General features: G+C 49.6%; 13 protein-coding genes and 1 pseudogene. 11 read left to right on the top strand and 3 right to left on the bottom strand.

Annotated features, from left to right (window positions below):
* The first annotated feature begins 23 nt into the window (after window positions 1–23).
* The 11 genes and pseudogenes from UNDKW_RS10710 to UNDKW_RS10760 all read left to right on the top strand — a co-directional run bounded on the left by UNDKW_RS10710 (window position 24) and on the right by UNDKW_RS10760 (window position 14,347).
* Window positions 24–824: a hypothetical protein gene (locus tag UNDKW_RS10710; protein ID WP_162058675.1), complete on the top strand. Its 801-nt coding sequence runs from the start codon at window positions 24–26 to the stop codon at window positions 822–824.
* A gap of 48 nt (window positions 825–872) precedes the next feature.
* Entirely contained in the window at window positions 873–1,679 is an 807-nt protein-coding gene (locus UNDKW_RS10715) for a TatD family hydrolase (RefSeq protein ID WP_162058676.1), read from the top strand.
* A gap of 15 nt (window positions 1,680–1,694) precedes the next feature.
* Window positions 1,695–4,127: a DNA internalization-related competence protein ComEC/Rec2 gene (locus UNDKW_RS10720; RefSeq protein WP_232063336.1), complete on the top strand. Its 2,433-nt coding sequence runs from the start codon at window positions 1,695–1,697 to the stop codon at window positions 4,125–4,127.
* Window positions 4,128–4,131: 4 nt separating this feature from the next.
* Entirely contained in the window at window positions 4,132–4,959 is an 828-nt protein-coding gene (locus tag UNDKW_RS10725; protein WP_232063337.1) for an alpha/beta fold hydrolase, read from the top strand.
* A 19-nt stretch (window positions 4,960–4,978) separates the two neighbouring features.
* Window positions 4,979–5,923, top strand: a complete 945-nt coding sequence (locus UNDKW_RS10730) for a lipid A deacylase LpxR family protein (RefSeq protein WP_232063338.1) — start codon at window positions 4,979–4,981, stop codon at window positions 5,921–5,923.
* A 111-nt stretch (window positions 5,924–6,034) separates the two neighbouring features.
* Window positions 6,035–7,678, top strand: coding sequence for a CTP synthase (locus UNDKW_RS10735; protein WP_162058678.1), 1,644 nt, complete (start codon window positions 6,035–6,037; stop codon window positions 7,676–7,678).
* Between the two features lie 455 nt (window positions 7,679–8,133).
* A complete protein-coding gene (gene eno / locus UNDKW_RS10740) occupies window positions 8,134–9,417 on the top strand; it encodes a phosphopyruvate hydratase (protein WP_162058679.1) in 1,284 nt (427 codons plus the stop codon).
* Window positions 9,418–9,522: 105 nt separating this feature from the next.
* Window positions 9,523–9,839: pseudogene (gene ftsB / locus UNDKW_RS10745) on the top strand (cell division protein FtsB).
* A 246-nt stretch (window positions 9,840–10,085) separates the two neighbouring features.
* Window positions 10,086–12,473: a hypothetical protein gene (locus tag UNDKW_RS10750; RefSeq protein ID WP_162058680.1), complete on the top strand. Its 2,388-nt coding sequence runs from the start codon at window positions 10,086–10,088 to the stop codon at window positions 12,471–12,473.
* 57 nt (window positions 12,474–12,530) lie between these two features.
* Entirely contained in the window at window positions 12,531–13,643 is a 1,113-nt protein-coding gene (locus UNDKW_RS10755; RefSeq protein WP_162058681.1) for a hypothetical protein, read from the top strand.
* A 77-nt stretch (window positions 13,644–13,720) separates the two neighbouring features.
* On the top strand, window positions 13,721–14,347 hold the full coding sequence (locus UNDKW_RS10760; RefSeq protein WP_162058682.1) for a hypothetical protein: 627 nt from the start codon (window positions 13,721–13,723) through the stop codon (window positions 14,345–14,347).
* Between the two features lie 128 nt (window positions 14,348–14,475).
* Here the strand turns inward: UNDKW_RS10760 and UNDKW_RS10765 are convergent, their stop codons facing one another.
* Genes UNDKW_RS10765 through UNDKW_RS10775 form a run of 3 tightly spaced genes read right to left on the bottom strand, consistent with a single transcriptional unit; the run spans window position 14,476 to window position 16,918 of the window.
* Window positions 14,476–15,186: an ABC transporter ATP-binding protein gene (locus UNDKW_RS10765; protein ID WP_162058683.1), complete on the bottom strand. Its 711-nt coding sequence runs from the start codon at window positions 15,184–15,186 to the stop codon at window positions 14,476–14,478.
* On the bottom strand, window positions 15,183–15,950 hold the full coding sequence (locus UNDKW_RS10770) for an ABC transporter ATP-binding protein (RefSeq protein WP_162058684.1): 768 nt from the start codon (window positions 15,948–15,950) through the stop codon (window positions 15,183–15,185). Before UNDKW_RS10770 ends, UNDKW_RS10765 begins: the two co-directional genes overlap by 4 nt.
* Complete coding sequence (locus UNDKW_RS10775; protein WP_162058685.1) at window positions 15,947–16,918, bottom strand: branched-chain amino acid ABC transporter permease; 972 nt, start codon at window positions 16,916–16,918, stop codon at window positions 15,947–15,949. Before UNDKW_RS10775 ends, UNDKW_RS10770 begins: the two co-directional genes overlap by 4 nt.
* Between the last annotated feature and the right edge of the window lie 2 nt (window positions 16,919–16,920).

The following is a 16,920-nucleotide window of genomic DNA, read 5'->3' on the forward strand; positions in this document are numbered from 1 at the left end:
CTGTTAAAACATAGGTGAGAAAAATGAAAACCGGATTGCGTGCGTTGCCTTTGCTGATTTCGGCGCTGGCAGCCCTGGCATTATTACTGCATGGGCCAATAGCCCAGCTTGCGCATTACCATGACTTTGCCGATCAGTCGAACTGGGCGGGTGTACCCCATGCGATAGATGTGCTGACCAATCTTGGTTTTGTGATGGTGGCGATGGTTGGTGGCTGGTTTTTGCTGGAGAAATATCGCAAGGGCGATGTTGGTGTCGCATTCCCCGCTTATTGCGTCTTTGCTCTCAGTATCGCTGCCACTACCGTGGGTTCCAGTTATTACCATATTGCACCTGACGATGCACGCCTGTTCTGGGACAGATTGCCCATTGCCTTTGCCTGTTGCAGTCTGTTGGCGGCAGTCAGAGCAGATAGCCTGCCTGGCATGGGTGCGCGTAAAGCCTTCTTGGAGCTGGTGCTGTTATTGATGGCGGCTTTGATGTCAGTGGTATGGTGGCAGCAGACAGGTGACTTGCGTCCCTATTTACTGATACAGGGTTTAACTCTGGTATTGATCCCCTTATGGCAATGGATATGGAAAGCAGAACGTGTAGACCGCCTGGCATTTGGTGCAGCAATGTTTTTATACGTGATTGCAAAAATCACTGAAATGCTGGATGGGCAGATTTTGCAGCAACTCCAGTTCATGAGCGGCCACAGTCTCAAGCACTTGCTGGCAGCCCTGGCTGCTGGCCTGATAGTCTGGCGCTGGCGCGCTCATAAGGAGGTGCGAACAATAGCAACCGTTCAAAACATTGTAGTCCGCAGGCAAACTGCTTCATAATCAGGCTATTAATCAATTAGCCTGGGTTTGAAGCTATGTGTGGACATTATGTGGATAGATAGTCACTGTCATCTGGATGCAAGTGAGTTTGGCGGTACATCGCTGGCTGTGGCCGAAGCAGCAGCGCAGGCATGCGTCTCGGCCATCGTTGTGCCTGCCATCCACAAAAGCAATTTTGACACTGTCATCCAGTTGGGCGAGCAGCGACCTGATTGTTTTTATGCCCTGGGCATACATCCTATGTATGTGCCGACTTCAAAAGAAGAAGACTTGCTGCTCCTGCGTGAAAAAGTAAGTGGCTTGATGGCTGGAGCAGATGCACACAAAAAATTGGTAGCCATAGGCGAAATTGGTCTCGACTATTTTGTACCTGCACTGACACAGAGTCCTTTGAAGGAAAAGCAGGAATACTTCTATACGGAACAACTGAAGCTAGCCAGGGATTTTGATTTGCCTGTGCTGCTGCATGTAAGGCGTTCACAAGACATCATACTCAAGTATTTGCGACGCATCAAAGTGCGGGGCGGTATTGCTCATGCTTTCAACGGCAGTGTGCAGCAGGCACAGACCTTCATTGACATGGGTTTCAAGCTGGGCTTTGGTGGCGCCATGACTTTCACGCGCGCCTTGCAAATACGCAGGCTGGCAACGGATTTGCCCTTGTCCAGCATCGTGCTGGAAACCGATGCGCCAGATATCCCGCCTAGCTGGTTGTCAGAAGGCGTGAACACACCGGCCCAGTTACCAAAGATAGGTGCCGTGCTGGCAGAGTTGCGAAATCTGAGCCTGGCTGAAGTGGCGCAAGCAACTACCGCCAATGCCATGCACATCATGCCACGCATGCAAAGGGGCTAGTCTGTGCGGGCGGTGATGTTGGGATTGGTGTTTGGTGTCGCCATCTTGCAGCAACAGGCAGCGCTATTGAGTGGCAACTTGCTGGCGCTGATGGCGGTTTCATCACTGGTCATCATTCTTCTTCTGGTTAAATACAAACCTTCACCCTGGTTGCATCTGCCCACGCGCTTTGTGGTTGCGGCCACACTGGGCTTTGTCTGGGCCAGCGCTTATGCACAATTCTATATGCGTGAAGAGCTGCCCAAAAAATGGGAAAACCAGGATGTGGTATTAACTGGCACCATAGACAGCCTGCCATTTCAGTTTGAACAAGGGCAAAGATTCAATTTCGCAGTCGAGCAAGTGCGTGCTGATGGTGTCGGTGACCTGACTGGCATTGCACATTGGCCATCCAAAGTCGCATTGTCCTGGTATGGTGCCGACCGCGGCAGTGATATGCGGCAGGTGACGACAGTCCAGCCAGGAGAACGCTGGCAATTCAAAGTGCGTCTGAAGCGCCCGCATGGCAACGTCAATCCACTCGCTGGCTTTGATTATGAGGCATGGCTGCTGGAGCAGGGCATACGTGCTACTGGCACGGTGAGGCCTGATAAATATGAACCGGAAACTGTTATTTATAACCGCAAGCTGGCTGATTTTGTCTGGAGTATCAACAATGTCGTCGAATACAGCCGCGCCAGGTTACGCGACCGCATCCACGCTGCTTTGCCCGGCCAGCCCTATGCCGGGGTGCTGGTCGCTCTGGTGGTTGGTGATCAGCGTGAAATTTCCCAGTCTGACTGGACCGTATTTAACCGGGTAGGCATAGGTCATCTGATCAGTATCTCCGGCTTGCATATCACCATGGTTGCAGGCTTGTTTGCTGGCCTGGTATTTTACTTCTGGCGGCGCTCCTTCTTTCTTAATCTCTCTTTGCCCCTGCGTTTGCCTGCGCAAAAGGCAGCAGCACTGGCAGGTGCGCTGATGGCACTGGTCTATGTTGCCCTGGCTGGATTTGGTTTGCCTGCGCAAAGAACGCTGATCATGCTCAGTGTGGTGGCGGTGGCGATTTGGACAGGGCGCATTAGCAGTTTTTCTGCAGTGTTAAGCCTGGCGCTGGGACTGGTCGTATTGGCAGACCCGTGGGCGGTGTTGTCCGCGGGGTTTTGGTTATCCTTTGCGGCCGTTGGTGTCATTGTCTTTGCTACCGGTGGACAAGAGCGCCGCAAACTTGAGGGGAGCCTTGCAGCTGGCCTCATGGCCTCTTTACGTTCGGCATCCCTCATGCAATATGCTGTGACCCTGGGCATGATCCCGCTGACCATGTTTTTATTTGGCCAGATATCCCTCATCAGCCCGCTGGCAAATGCAATTGCCATTCCCCTGATCAGCTTTGTTGTAACGCCATTGGCTCTGGTTGGCAGCATCCTGCCTGCGCCTTTATCAGGATGGCTGCTGCAAATTGCCCACGTCTTCGTGGATTTCCTGGCACGCTTCCTGACTTACTTCAGCGCCTTGCCCTATGCAGTGTGGACTGCGCCTATCCCCTCATTCTGGTTGTTTGGACTTGCCCTGGCCGGTGTATTGTGGCTGCTGGCTCCCAGAGCCTGGCCCTTGCGCTGGCTGGGGTTGGTCTGTTGCTTGCCATTGTTATTGCAGACTTCGCAAAGACCAGCAGAGGGAGAGTTGGCTGTGACGGCACTGGATGTAGGGCAGGGTATGGCTTTATTGCTGGAGACTGCACATCACAGGCTACTGTATGACAGCGGCCCCAGCCTTGGACCTGAGTCAGACAGTGGCAGCCGCGTGATCTTGCCTTATCTGCATGCGCGGGGCATCAATGAGCTTGATGTCATGATGATTTCCCATAATGACAATGACCATTCTGGCGGAGCGCTGAGCATACTCAGGCATTTGCCAGTAAACCTGTTAACTACGTCCCTGAGCCTGGATAGTCCCATCGTTCAAACTGCCAAGCAGCACAGACGTTGCGTGGGCGGACAAGCCTGGGATTGGGATGGCGTGCATTTTGAAGTCTTGCAACCCGGCACAGCCAGTTATGAAAGTACGAAATGGAAGCCAAATGCCCGTAGCTGCGTATTAAAAGTCTCTACCAAGCTGCATTCTATCTTGCTGGCAGGTGATATAGAGGCGATACAGGAAGATGAGCTGGTGAACAGTATCCCGCAAAAACTGAGGGCGAATGTGTTGCTCGCACCACACCATGGCAGTGGGACCTCTTCAACCGAACCTTTCCTGAAAGCGGTGCAACCAGAGCTCGCAATTTTCCAGGTGGGCTACCTGAACCGGTACCACCATCCCAAGCCAGAGGTCTTCCAGCGCTATGCTGATTTTGGAATAAAACGTCTAAGAACAGATGAATCGGGTGCAATCAGCATACAATTTGGCGCATCATTGAAAACTTCACAATTCAGACAGGAAAACGCGCGTTACTGGTTTGACCGGTAATGCAATGCCTATAGTTATGAACGAGACTACCGTAAAACCCATCATCCATTTTGTCCATGGCAATAGCTTTCCATCTGGGACTTATCGTATGTTCCTCGATCATTTGCGCTCTGACTATGAAGTTCATGCCACTGACATGGTCGGCCACGATCCGGCATATCCTGTCACAGATGGCTGGCGCAACCTGGTGCAGGAATTGATTGATACCTTGCAGGCTAGTTATCAGCAACCTGTAATTTTGCTGGGCCATTCGCTGGGTGGTATTTTGTCGTTAATGGCCGCCAGGGCCAGGCCAGACCTGGTGCGTGGCGTAGTGGTGCTGGATTCGCCAGTAGTCTCAGGTTGGCGGGCAATGTTGTTGCGTATATTCAAGTCCATGGGGCTGGACAAAAAGTTTTCACCTGCGCGTTTTTCAGAAAGACGACGTCACCTTTGGAAAAATGAAGAAGAGGCTTATCAGCACTTTGCCTCCAAGGAGATGTTTGCGATCTGGCCGCCAGAAGTCTTGCGTGATTATATGAAAGCTGGACTTAAACCTCATGCTGAAGGCGTCACCCTGCGCTTTACCCGTGAAGTGGAAACGGCAATTTACCGTACTCTGCCACATGGCTTGGGCCGTTTGAATAAACGTCCACCCAATGTGCCAGTGGGTTTTGTAGGTGGGACTGAGTCCATAGAATGCCGTCAGGCAGGCCCTCATGCGACAAAAAAATTAATGGGTGATAATTACGTTCTTATTCCTGGTGGGCATCTGATCCCCATGGAAGTGCCTGGTCATACAGCCGCTGCTGTGCTGAACATGCTAGAAAGCATGAAACTAAGCTCCATATAAACACTATCGCGATAAATACATGAATCAAATCAAGCCTGTATTGAAATTTTCCACTTCACTGGCAGCAATGCTTTTTACTGCCAATGTATTTGCACAAGAGACTTTGCCATCCTGGGATGAATTCACTCAGGTGCGGCAAACTGGCAAGACGTCCTGGCAAGTTGATATTGATAATGACAGCCTCTTGCTGAAGAAGGATGATGGTTTTTACACCAGCGGTAACAGAATAGGACAAAGCTTTACCAAAGGGAGCACCACACAAGCACTGACTTATGGCTGGCGACTGGGGCAGGAGCTATATACAGCATCAGACATCAAGCTGGCACCAAACCAGATCGCCAAAATTGATCATCCCTACGCTGGCTGGTTGTTTGCAGGCGTGTATCGTGAAAAGAATGAAGCCAATGGCAGCAGCCAACGCCTGGGTCTGGATATAGGATGCCTGGGCCCTTGCGCCGGTGGCGAGTGGACGCAGACGCATTTGCACCGATTGCTGAAGCAGCCTTTGCCACAAGGCTGGAGTACACAACTGCGCAATGAATGGGGTGCAGTATTATCAGGTGAATATTCGCCTGGCCGCATCGTGATCATGTCCAATGTAGATATCACCCCGCGTGTGAAGGGCCGTTTTGGCAATATATTTACTGATGCCAGTGCCGAGTTAATGATGCGGGCAGGTAGCTTGAATGCACTGCCGGAGCAGCCAGCCAGTTATGGCTTCTTGCGCACCGAACTTAAGGCCGTTGCCTACAATGCAAGCATACAGGGTGGTTACTTTAGTAATCAGACTACTGCAGTCAAGCCAAAGAGCATGGTTGGTGAGTTTGAAATAGGCTATTTATGGCGTGGTGAAAACTTCGGTGCATCGGCATCTTTCATCCGCCGCAGCAATGAAATCAAGGAATTAAGCAATGGCCAGGGCGCACAGAATTTTGCAAGATTGCAATTTATTTATGCAATGTAAACCTTTCGGTTCCTGAAATTTCAAGGTAATTGCGAGCGGGAATTCTCGCACATCATGGCTTAGTGATGTATAATTCGAATTTCCCGCTTGTGCCGTTCGGCACCTTCTGCAATGACTAAGTTTGTATTCGTTACGGGGGGCGTAGTCTCCTCTTTAGGCAAGGGTATTGCCGCTGCCTCTCTCGCTGCGATTCTTGAATCGCGCGGCCTCAAAGTCACTATGCTCAAACTTGATCCCTACATCAATGTGGATCCAGGTACCATGAGCCCATTCCAGCATGGTGAAGTTTTTGTGACCGATGACGGCGCTGAAACTGATCTTGACCTGGGCCACTATGAGCGCTTCATCACGGCCAAAATGAAAAAGGTGAATAACTTCACCACTGGTCAGATTTATGAATCCGTTATCCGCAAAGAGCGCCGTGGCGAATACCTGGGCAAGACTGTGCAGGTTATTCCGCACATCACCAATGAAATCCAGGAATTCATCCACCGTGGCGCAGCCGGTGCTGACGTTGCCCTGGTTGAGATTGGCGGCACAGTCGGTGATATTGAGTCCCTGCCTTTCCTTGAGGCTGCCCGTCAACTGAGCCTCCGTGCTGGCCGTAATGCTGCCGCTTTCGTGCATTTGACACTGGTGCCTTATGTTGCCGCTGCTGGTGAATTGAAAACCAAGCCTACCCAGCACAGCGTACAAAAACTGCGCGAAATCGGTATTTTTCCTGATGCCTTGTTGTGCCGTGCTGACCGTCCTATCCCTGATGATGAGCGCGCCAAGATTTCCCTTTTTGCCAACGTGCCTGAAGAAGGCGTGATCTCAGTCTGGGACGCCGATACCATCTATAAGATTCCACAGATGTTGCACGACCAGGGCCTGGATAAAATCGTCTGCGATAAATTGGGCTTGTCACCAAAACCGGCTGATCTGGCGATGTGGGACAAATTGATCTATGCGCTGGAAAATCCGAAAGAAGAAGTCACTATCGGCATGGTAGGTAAATATGTCGATCTGACAGAGTCGTATAAGTCTTTGACAGAAGCCCTGCGTCATGCCGGTATCCATACTGAAAGCCGTGTGAATATTGAATACGTGGATTCTGAAGAAATTGAAGCTCACGGCACCAAGTCGCTGGAAAAATACGATGCCATCCTGGTGCCAGGCGGCTTCGGCAAGCGTGGTGTAGAAGGCAAGATACTGGCAGCCCGTTATGCACGTGAAAACAAAATACCTTACCTGGGTATTTGCCTGGGTATGCAGGTTGCCCTGATTGAATATGCACGTAACAAGGCAGGTCTGGCCATGGCAAACTCGACAGAGTTTGATGCCGAGACAGAACAGCCTGTGGTTGCACTGATTAATGAGTGGCAAAACCATGACGGTAAAGTCGAAACACGCGATGAGAATTCCGACCTCGGCGGCACCATGCGCCTGGGGGCACAGACTTGCGCAGTTCGCCCCGGTACGCTCGCGTCCGAGATTTATGGCAATGTCGTGACTGAGCGTCATCGCCATCGCTATGAGGCCAATAACCATTATCTGGGACGTGTGGAGGCTGCTGGTTTAACAGTATCTGCCCGTACACCGACAGAAGATTTGTGTGAAATCATGGAATTGCCACGCGATGTGCATCCATGGTATCTGGGTGTGCAGTACCACCCTGAATTCAAATCGACACCGCGCGACGGTCACCCCTTGTTTATCTCTTTCGCCAGGGCGGCGATAGAACATAAAAAGGCGCAGGGTAACAAGGCATGAGATGTAAGGGATTTGATGCAGACCTCCAGTTGGGTAGTTTGAATACTGGTTTGTCTGTTATCTGCAAATTCTGATTAAAAGGCGAGCCACTTTTGCGGCTCGCCTTTTTTTGCAAGATGGTATGTAGTTGCCTGAAAGAATGTTGTTAGCAGGCCCCGGAGACTGTACTGATGGGGTATGCCAGGCTTTTTGAACCTGCTTTTGCATGATTTAATCTGTGGGGAAGGTTTTTTTGCTTATCAGCGTAAAAAGCCGCAAGAATAAAGTTTTGTGCGGCTTGAAGTGTCCCCGTAATGGGGTATCATCTGCACCATCATTTTGGCTGTAATAAAGTCATTACAGCTGCCAGCTTTATTTATCTGTCGGCATATCCAGCCAGCAGATGTTTTGCAAATCAGATTCGTATTATTTTGTTAGATATTTTGTTCGATATTTTGATTGTTTAGGAGAATTGAATGAGTGCCATCGTTGACATTATCGGTCGTGAAGTTCTGGATTCGCGCGGTAACCCAACTGTTGAATGTGATGTCTTGCTGGAATCTGGTGTCATGGGCCGCGCTGCTGTGCCTTCCGGCGCATCCACAGGTTCCCGCGAAGCGATAGAGCTGCGTGATGGCGACAAGTCCCGCTATCTGGGCAAGGGCGTCCTGAAAGCCTGCGAACACATCAATACTGAAATCGCTGAAGCCATCATGGGCCTGGATGCGAATGAACAGGCATTCCTGGATCGTACCCTGATCGATCTGGACGGCACTGAAAACAAGAGTCGCCTCGGTGCAAATGCCATGCTGGCTGTGTCCATGGCTGTTGCCAAAGCTGCTGCTGAAGAAGCTGGCCTGCCACTGTACCGTTATTTCGGCGGTTCAGGCGCAATGCAATTGCCAGTGCCTATGATGAACGTCATCAACGGTGGTGCACACGCTGACAATAATCTGGATATTCAAGAATTCATGATTATCCCGGTAGGCGCGCCAACTTTCCGCGAAGCAGTTCGCTATGGTGCTGAAGTATTCCACGCACTGAAAAAAATCCTGCATGACAAGGGTTTGACCACAGCAGTTGGTGATGAAGGTGGTTTTGCTCCTTCCGTAGATAACCATGAAGCCGCCATCAAACTGATCATCCAGGCGATAGAAGCTGCTGGCTACGAGCCAGGCACGCAAATCGCCCTGGGCCTGGATTGCGCTGCCAGCGAATTCTACAAAGATGGCAAATACCACCTCGAAGGTGAAGGCCTGACTTTGTCTTCCGCTGACTTTACCAACCTGCTCGCAACATGGGTAGATAAATATCCTATCATCTCCATCGAAGATGGCATGGCCGAAGGCGACTGGGACGGCTGGGCTATCCTGACTGAAAAACTGGGCAAGAAAGTCCAGATCGTTGGCGATGACTTGTTCGTCACCAATACCAAGATCCTCAAAGAAGGCATACAAAAAGGTATCGCCAACTCCATCCTGATCAAGATTAACCAGATTGGTACTTTGACTGAGACTTTTGCAGCGATCGAAATGGCAAAACGTGCAGGTTATACTGCCGTTATTTCCCATCGTTCCGGTGAAACAGAAGACAGCACTATCGCTGACATAGCCGTTGGTACCAATGCCTTGCAAATCAAGACCGGCTCTTTGTCCCGTTCTGACCGTATGGCAAAATACAACCAATTGCTGCGTATTGAAGAAGATTTGGGCGAAATTGCCAGCTACCCTGGTCGCGACGCCTTCTATAATCTGAAGTAATCTGGTATCGTGCAAATAAAAAGGGGAACTGGGTTCCCCTTTTTCTTGTAGGTCTGCTTTTGGAAACAGATTGGTTTTGTTTTTATTTTTTTGCTTTAATTATCCGTGCGTTTGATAGCTCTTTCCTTTGCTGCCCTGTTGATGTTGATCCAATACCCGCTGTGGTTGGGTAAGGGGGCTGGTTGCGTGTCTGGGAGTTGGACAGGCAGGTAGCGCAGGTAAAAGGAAATAACGAAAAATTAAAAGAACGCAATGGCAAGCTCGAATCCGAAGTGCAGGATTTGAAGACAGGTACAGATGCGGTAGAAGAGCGTGCCCGTTTTGAGCTGGGCATGATCAAGAAGAACGAAATTTTCGTGCAGATACTGGATGCCAATTCACCTGCTTCAACGACTGCACAGCCTGACCAGGTCAAGCGCTGATAGTATTCATAGTCAGCCTGATGTGGCTGTGCTTCCTCAGTTATACCTCATTTACATCCCATATACATATAGCCACATATTTGTTCGTCCTGTATGTGGTCAAGCAGCATTCTGGTGTTAGAATCACCAGTCTTTTTTGCATTTACATTTCGTAACAAAATTGCAGATATTGCATTTTCCTAGATGCCAGCTGCATTTTGTACTTTTTATGCATGGGCGCTTTTGTGCTCAAACTTCGATTACTTCATGAAAAATAACAAGTATCAATTTTTTATTCCCGTCTTATTGTCAGCATTGCTCAGCGCTTGTGGTGGTGGAAGCGGCGGTGCTAGTACCGCCAGCAATAACGCGAATGGCGCTACAGTAGCTGTCAGTAACAGCGGCCGGCAACTTATCGGCATAGTCGCAAAGGGGCGCATCAACGGCGCGCGCGTATCAGCCTTTAGTCTTGATCAGTCCGGTAATAAATCTGCCAGTTCTTTTGCGACAGCTACTACCGGCGCTGACGGGAGCTATGCGATATCGGTACCTGGCAGTGTCACCAGCTTTCTCATCGAAGTAAGCGGGGCGCCAGGTGCAATGATGTATGACGAAGCCACCCAGGCAGATTTGCCTTTTCCTGAAGACTTGAAGTTGCGCAGTGTTGTCAAGCAGGGCGCCAGTCCTGAGCCAGTATATTGGGGCAGCGTTACGCCGCTGACAGAATTGATCGTTCAGCTTGCAGAAAAAGCGGGTGGCCTGAACTCATCCAATATAGACAGGGCCAGGGCAGGTGTGCAGGCTTTACTGGGTTTTGACCCGCAAAGGGTCCCTGTCATCCACACGACGGCAGAGTCATCGCAAGATACTTATGTCGATGAAAAAATCCAGGGCCTGAGTCTGACTGCCATTTCGCAACTGGCACTGGACAAGGCACTTTCCTGCGATGCTACAAGCCAGGGTAGCCGTGTAGCTTGCGTGGTAAAACAAATAGCCTCTGCTGGCAAGTTGGACGGCAATGATTTTGTATTGCGAGAAGATGTGCGTGCTGCTTTGCGTGCCAGCTTTGAAAAAGTTGCACAAGATGAAAATCTCAACAAATCAGGCAAAAACTCGGTAGCTGGTACCAGCGCGTTTACTGCGAATAGTTTGCCAGCACCAGCTCCTGAACAGGACAAGATCGCTGCAACCAAACAATTATTCAGCAGCTTGCGCAATAACATTTATGCGGTATCGAATTCACAGCAAAATGGTGGCCTGGATTTGCGCCTCAATGCTGTCAAGTCCGACTTTGAAAAAGCGACGCAACCCTTGGACAGGGATTTGCTGATCTGGTCCAAAACCATCACCGAAGGTATAGATCAATTCAATAAATACAGAAATGGTCAGACCAATGCAACTGCGGTCAATGGCCTGTTCTATGGGCAAACTGCATTGTGGAGTGGTTATCAGAATATAGGCAATCTGGGCGATTGCACTGTCATGCGTGATGCCTTGAATGTGGCAACTACGCCTGCACAGGCGGCAGGCATAGAGTGCCGTTTCTCGCGCTTTGTACTGCCGGGGACTTATAAATACGGTTACAAATATCAGGTTGAATGGGTGGAATTGGTAGATCGTATCTGGCTGGAACCAGTGGCAAATGACGTCACCCGTTTTAACTACAAATCTGAATTGGTGCAGCAAAAAGCAGTGTTCGTCTGGAATGAAGGAAAGAATGATTTCCTGAGAAGACCAGTTAATCCTGCAGACGTAGTTGCCACGTATGGCAATTCAAATGATGCATACACTGGTCAGATGAGTATTGCCATGGAAGGCAACAAGCTATATGCCTTCACGGTTGAAGGCAAGATGCCGCCACGTACGAATAGCGCTGGTCAGTTGATTTCAGATTTTGAGCGCTGGAGTCTTCGTACAGACCGCAATCAAACTGTCGATGGCAATTTTCGCTACGACTTCAGCGGTGAGCTTAAATCTTATGTCAAAGATCAGGTAAGTTCGCGCCTGTCACTGGATAAAGGTTCTTACGCAATTGTTGCATTGAATTACAAAGGTAATCTGCAAAAAAATGGCATCAAAGAATTCAATCTGGCGATTACGGCTGAAGCTGGCAATAGCAAAGTGCACGGTGAGATAAAAATCGGCAATGCATCTGCGGACAAGAATGGCCTCAGCTATCAGCCTAACCGTATAAATTTTATCGGTAGCATCAGCAATGCCACAGGCCTTGCAAATGCACTAGAGATTTTCAATGGACAATTGACGGTAGAACGCTTTGCCTACAGCAGCTTTGATAGCAGCAAGCCTGAGTCAGCAAATAATTTTGTGCGCAAAGCTGTAGCATTGTCAGGCGTGGTGCAGGTGCCAGAACGCCCTCCATTGAAATTGAATGTGACGGGCAGTAATGACGCCTTCGGCAGTAGTAGCATACTTGCGCAATATCTGGATGGCAGCAGTGTCATCAATGCGCAAATGAGTGAAAGCATTGGCAAGCCCCGCGTTGTGCGTGTCAGTAGCTCGTCCGGTGTTTCTTTTGACGTGTATGGCAAGAATGAAGTTGCCGACATCCTCAAGGATGGCAGCAAGGTAGGCTGGCTGGATATCAAGGCAGGCCGTATCAGCTATGTGGATGGTAGCTTTGAAACCATCCGATAGTTTGTAAATTGATTGACGGCCCGCTGCATGTCAGCGGGCTATTTTTTTGAGTAGCCCATGTTTTCTTCCCGTCTGATATTTTCCTTATTCTGTGCATCACTAAGCCAGCAGGCATATGCTCTGGATGTGCTTGCCCCACAAAAGAGTGATGGAGGCTGGCAGGTATTTTCCAATGTGGATTTGTGGGAAGCCTCAGACTTCATGCCCACCCGTAAAATCGAGGGCGACTGGAATACAGATTTTTCTCCCAAGGATGGTCAGAATGTCAGCCTGCGCCGTTTGCGTGCGGAGCTGGGTGTGGGTTATAAAGAGTGGCGCTTAAATCTGGAAGCCCGCCAGGAAGGCATGCTCAAGGCCAGCGCATCCACCCTGGCATTTGTTAAAGCATACAAGCAAGCTGGTTTGCCACAGCAAGTTGTCAATTATCAACTGGATGCCCAGCTGGAAAGCTGGTCAGGCTTTGGCCTGAGGGCAGGGCGCTGGTTTGCATTTGGTGGTGAATATCAGCCGCGCTTCTTTGCCAGCGCGGTGTATTACATGAATCCGCAATACCGCTCTACGCAAGCAACAGGTGCAGCCAGTTACGTCGATAATCAACACTACAGTTTTTCCGCAACTGAACTGGATGTGAATAGCCGTTACCAATACCTGTTCCAGCAATTTGAGCCTGAAGCCAGGGGCTATAGCTCCAGCCTTGCCATGGATTGGCAAATCAATCCGGCATGGCGTATGCAATATCAACTGGAAGATGCATACAACCGCTTTGCCTGGAAAAATTTGCCAGAGCTGCAGCAAAGCCTGAGCTCTGCCGTTGTGCAGTATGACAGCAAGGGCTATTTGAACTATCAGCCTTTGTTGCAAGGTGTTAACCGTCAAAGGACACGCTCAGTCTCAGTGCCGCAAACACATACAGCGCGACTCGCCTACCAAAACCAGCAATGGGAATTTGCCGCACAAGTCCGGCATTTTTACGGCGTCAATCTGCCTGTGATGAGTGTCGCTAATCATTCTGCCTATGGCCGCTTTGATGCCAGTTTTGATACGCGTTATAAATCAGTTGGCCTAGGCTGGAGTAATCAATTCGTTGGTGTGCATTTGCAGACAGATAATTTGAACTTGAGTAGTGCTAAAGTACTGGGGTTGGGTGCGCAGGCGCATTATCAATTTTAAGTACCTGCATAGGTTTGTGGCAATTGGAAAATTCAGATAAGATCGGCACTGTCACTATATCAACATAAGCTACAAACATGAACGAACTGCAAGAATTGGCACTGAAGAATCATTTTAATGATAAGGATAAAAATAAAGCTTTTTGCAAAATCGTTACAGAAAGCAATTTGACAGATGCTCAGCTCATGGCTTTTTACAAAGAGCATGACGCGCCTCTTTACCAAATGCTGGGTGTGGATGATCAGACAATCGTAGCATTTATGCTAAAGGAAATGCCATTGGCAATCCAGAAAAAAGATTGGCAATTGTGGCGAGCTTTATATGATATGCATCACACCATGCAGTGCCAGCGATCAAAAGTTGATTTGATGAATCAACTTTTACTCATGCAAGATCATACGAATCATCAGGAGATCACTTGGGAAATTCAGCACTTAGCAGATTCTTCCAGTATCCCTTATATTCAGCAAGTTTTGGAAACGGGTTTTGATCATTTGGCTTACACATGCTCGGAGCATCAAGTGATTGCCAAATGGTTTAGTCATGCACTCGCAAGTATAGGTACACGAGAAGCGAAAGATTTGATACGTAAGTATTCTACTTCAAAGGACAAGGGTGTTGCTTCAGAAATGATGTATCGATTACGTAGTATCAAGCGACAAAGAAAATACTTGTCTCAGCATAAGATTCATGCCTGTAAATAGTTACAAAATCACGTTTTATTGCAGTGTGATTTGACCAGGTTTTTCATTGATGTAGTTTCGTTGTTCCGCAAGTATACCGAGCTTATTTACTTGAAAATGCCAGGACAGGCGCTTGCTCGACCTCAATTCTATACGCCCACATATTTTTGCCAGGTTTCCGGCGACTGTGTCAGGCTGTCGCTATTGCCATGCCAGACTATCTTGCCCCGTTCCATGATGCTGTGCTGGTCGGCAAGGGGGATGAGTTTTTCTACATATTTATCAATGACCAGCGTGGTTTGCCCCTGGTCGCGCAATTTTCTGAGGCAGGCCCAGATTTCTTCGCGCACTAGTGGTGACAAACCTTCAGTCGCTTCATCCAGTATCAGTAAATGCGGGTTGGTCATCAAGGCGCGCGAGATGGCCAGCATTTGCTGTTCGCCACCAGATAACTGGTTACCCATATTGCCGGCGCGCTCGGCCAGACGAGGGAAGAGCTGGTAAATCTCTTTCAGGCTCCATGGTGTCTTGCTTTGATTGCGATTGGCCGCAAAGGCGATGAGATTTTCCTTAACGCTCAGGTTGGGAAAAATCTGCCTGCCTTCCGGCACCAGGGCTATGCCCATCCTGGCGATTTTATCCGTCGTCATTTTTTCTATGCGCTGGCCCATGAAGCTGATATGGCCGCTATGTGCCGGTGTCAGTCCCAGTATTGAGCGTAAGGTTGTGGTCTTGCCAGCACCATTGCGCCCCAGCAGACTGGCAACTTCACCCTGGCGTATCTGCAAATCTATGCCAAACAAGACCTGGCTGTGTCCATAGGCGGTAGCGATATGTTCGACTTCCAGTATGGTCTTCATGCGGATTCCTTGAGTGCTATGTCCGTTTCATCACCAAGATAGGCTTTCTTGACTTCCGGGTTTTGGCGTATCTGTTCTGCAGTGCCAGTAGCAATAATGGAGCCTGCCACTAAAACAGAAATGCGGTCGGCCAGTTTGAAGACGGCATCCATATCATGCTCAATCAAGATCACCGCTGCCTTGCCACGCAGGGCGGCGATCAGTTCCAGCATCTTGCCCGATTCTTCATGTCCTGTGCCTGCCATGGGTTCATCCAGCAAGAGTAGTTTAGGTTGTGTCGCCAGTGTTAATCCCAACTCCAGTTGACGTTGTTCGCCATGCGCAAGTTCACAGGCTTTTCTATTGCAATGCTCAGCCAAACCTATGTCACTGGCGAGTTGCCTTGCTTGCTCAAAAAGTGCCTGCTCATCTATGGCCTTACGCCAGAAACGCATGCTGCTGCCTGAACGTGCCTGTATTGCCAGACTCAGATTGTCGATGACAGTATATGACGGGAAGATATTTGTGATCTGGTAAGAGCGTGCCAGTCCAAGTTTGACGCGTTCATGCATGCTGACGCCAGTAACATCCTCACCATTGAAAATAATCTGTCCCTGGTTTGGAACTATGACACCAGATATCTGGTGTATCAGCGTCGTCTTGCCTGCACCATTCGGGCCTATGATGGCGTGGATTTCACCGGGTAATACATCCAGGCTCAGATTGTTGGTTGCGAGCAGCCCGCCATAGCGTTTGACCAGGCCTTTTAGCTGTAACACGCTCATGCCTGATCCCCTTGAGTTTTTTTCGTCGACATGAACTTTTGCGGCAGGCTGGCGAGGCCATTTGGCAAGAGCATGACAACCAGCATCAGGATAATGCCCAGATATAACTGCCAGTGTATGGTGTAGCCGGACAGAATTTCTTCCAGCATCAACATCACTACCGCACCGAGGATGCCGCCAGACAGATAGCCTACACCGCCGAGTATGACCATCACCATCAGGCTGCCTGATTGTGTCCAGTGCAGCAGGTTAGGGCTGACCAGCATGTTCTGGTTTGCCAGCAGGGTACCTGCCAGGCTGGCGACGCTGCCGGCAATTGCAAAGCACAGCAGCTTGTAGCGAAACACAGGGTAACCTATGGCTTCCATGCGAGTTTCATTTTCCTTGATGGCTTGTATCACCCGCCCGAAACGGGAGTTGATAAGCCGGTACAAAACGAAGAGAAATGTGGCGCAGATAGTCAAAACCAGATAATAAAAGTTGCTATCATTGCTCATGTCCAGACCGGTCACCGAGCGTTGTGCCAAGCTCAGGCCATCATCACCGCCATAGTTTTTCAGTGATACGAACAAAAAGTACAACATCTGCGCGAATGCCAGCGTGATCATGATGAAATATACGCCGCGAGTTCTGAGTGAGACACTGCCTATTGCCAGTGCCAGCATAAAGCCAGTTAGCATCGCCGCTGGCCAACTGATCCAGGCAGAAGTGATGCCGTGTTGCATCAGTATGCCCACCACATAAGCACCGCTGCCAAAGAAGGCAGCATGCCCGAGGCTGATCATGCCGCCAAAACCCAGTATCAGGTTCAGGCTGCTGGCTACCAGTGCGAAAATCATCAAGCGGCTTAACAGGCCTATATAAAATTCCTGAGCTAAGTAGGTCGCCAGCAGGGGGAAGGCAATCAGCAGGAGCAGTATGCCTATGCTGAACTTGCGCGAGATAGTGTGATGTAGGCTGCTTTGCATGA

The organism is Undibacterium sp. KW1, from assembly GCF_009937955.1.
GTDB lineage: Bacteria > Pseudomonadota > Gammaproteobacteria > Burkholderiales > Burkholderiaceae_D > Undibacterium.

Coding starts and splice junctions, on each gene's coding strand:
- UNDKW_RS10735 (WP_162058678.1), top strand. CDS start 6,035: ATGACTAAGTTTGTATTCGTTACGGGGGGCGTAGTCTCCTCTTTAGGC.
- UNDKW_RS10725 (WP_232063337.1), top strand. CDS start 4,132: ATGCCTATAGTTATGAACGAGACTACCGTAAAACCCATCATCCATTTT.
- UNDKW_RS10765 (WP_162058683.1), bottom strand. CDS start 15,186: ATGAAGACCATACTGGAAGTCGAACATATCGCTACCGCCTATGGACAC.
- eno (WP_162058679.1), top strand. CDS start 8,134: ATGAGTGCCATCGTTGACATTATCGGTCGTGAAGTTCTGGATTCGCGC.
- UNDKW_RS10730 (WP_232063338.1), top strand. CDS start 4,979: ATGAATCAAATCAAGCCTGTATTGAAATTTTCCACTTCACTGGCAGCA.
- UNDKW_RS10755 (WP_162058681.1), top strand. CDS start 12,531: ATGTTTTCTTCCCGTCTGATATTTTCCTTATTCTGTGCATCACTAAGC.
- UNDKW_RS10760 (WP_162058682.1), top strand. CDS start 13,721: ATGAACGAACTGCAAGAATTGGCACTGAAGAATCATTTTAATGATAAG.
- UNDKW_RS10775 (WP_162058685.1), bottom strand. CDS start 16,918: ATGCAAAGCAGCCTACATCACACTATCTCGCGCAAGTTCAGCATAGGC.
- UNDKW_RS10715 (WP_162058676.1), top strand. CDS start 873: ATGTGGATAGATAGTCACTGTCATCTGGATGCAAGTGAGTTTGGCGGT.
- UNDKW_RS10770 (WP_162058684.1), bottom strand. CDS start 15,950: ATGAGCGTGTTACAGCTAAAAGGCCTGGTCAAACGCTATGGCGGGCTG.
- UNDKW_RS10710 (WP_162058675.1), top strand. CDS start 24: ATGAAAACCGGATTGCGTGCGTTGCCTTTGCTGATTTCGGCGCTGGCA.
- UNDKW_RS10720 (WP_232063336.1), top strand. CDS start 1,695: ATGTTGGGATTGGTGTTTGGTGTCGCCATCTTGCAGCAACAGGCAGCG.
- UNDKW_RS10750 (WP_162058680.1), top strand. CDS start 10,086: ATGAAAAATAACAAGTATCAATTTTTTATTCCCGTCTTATTGTCAGCA.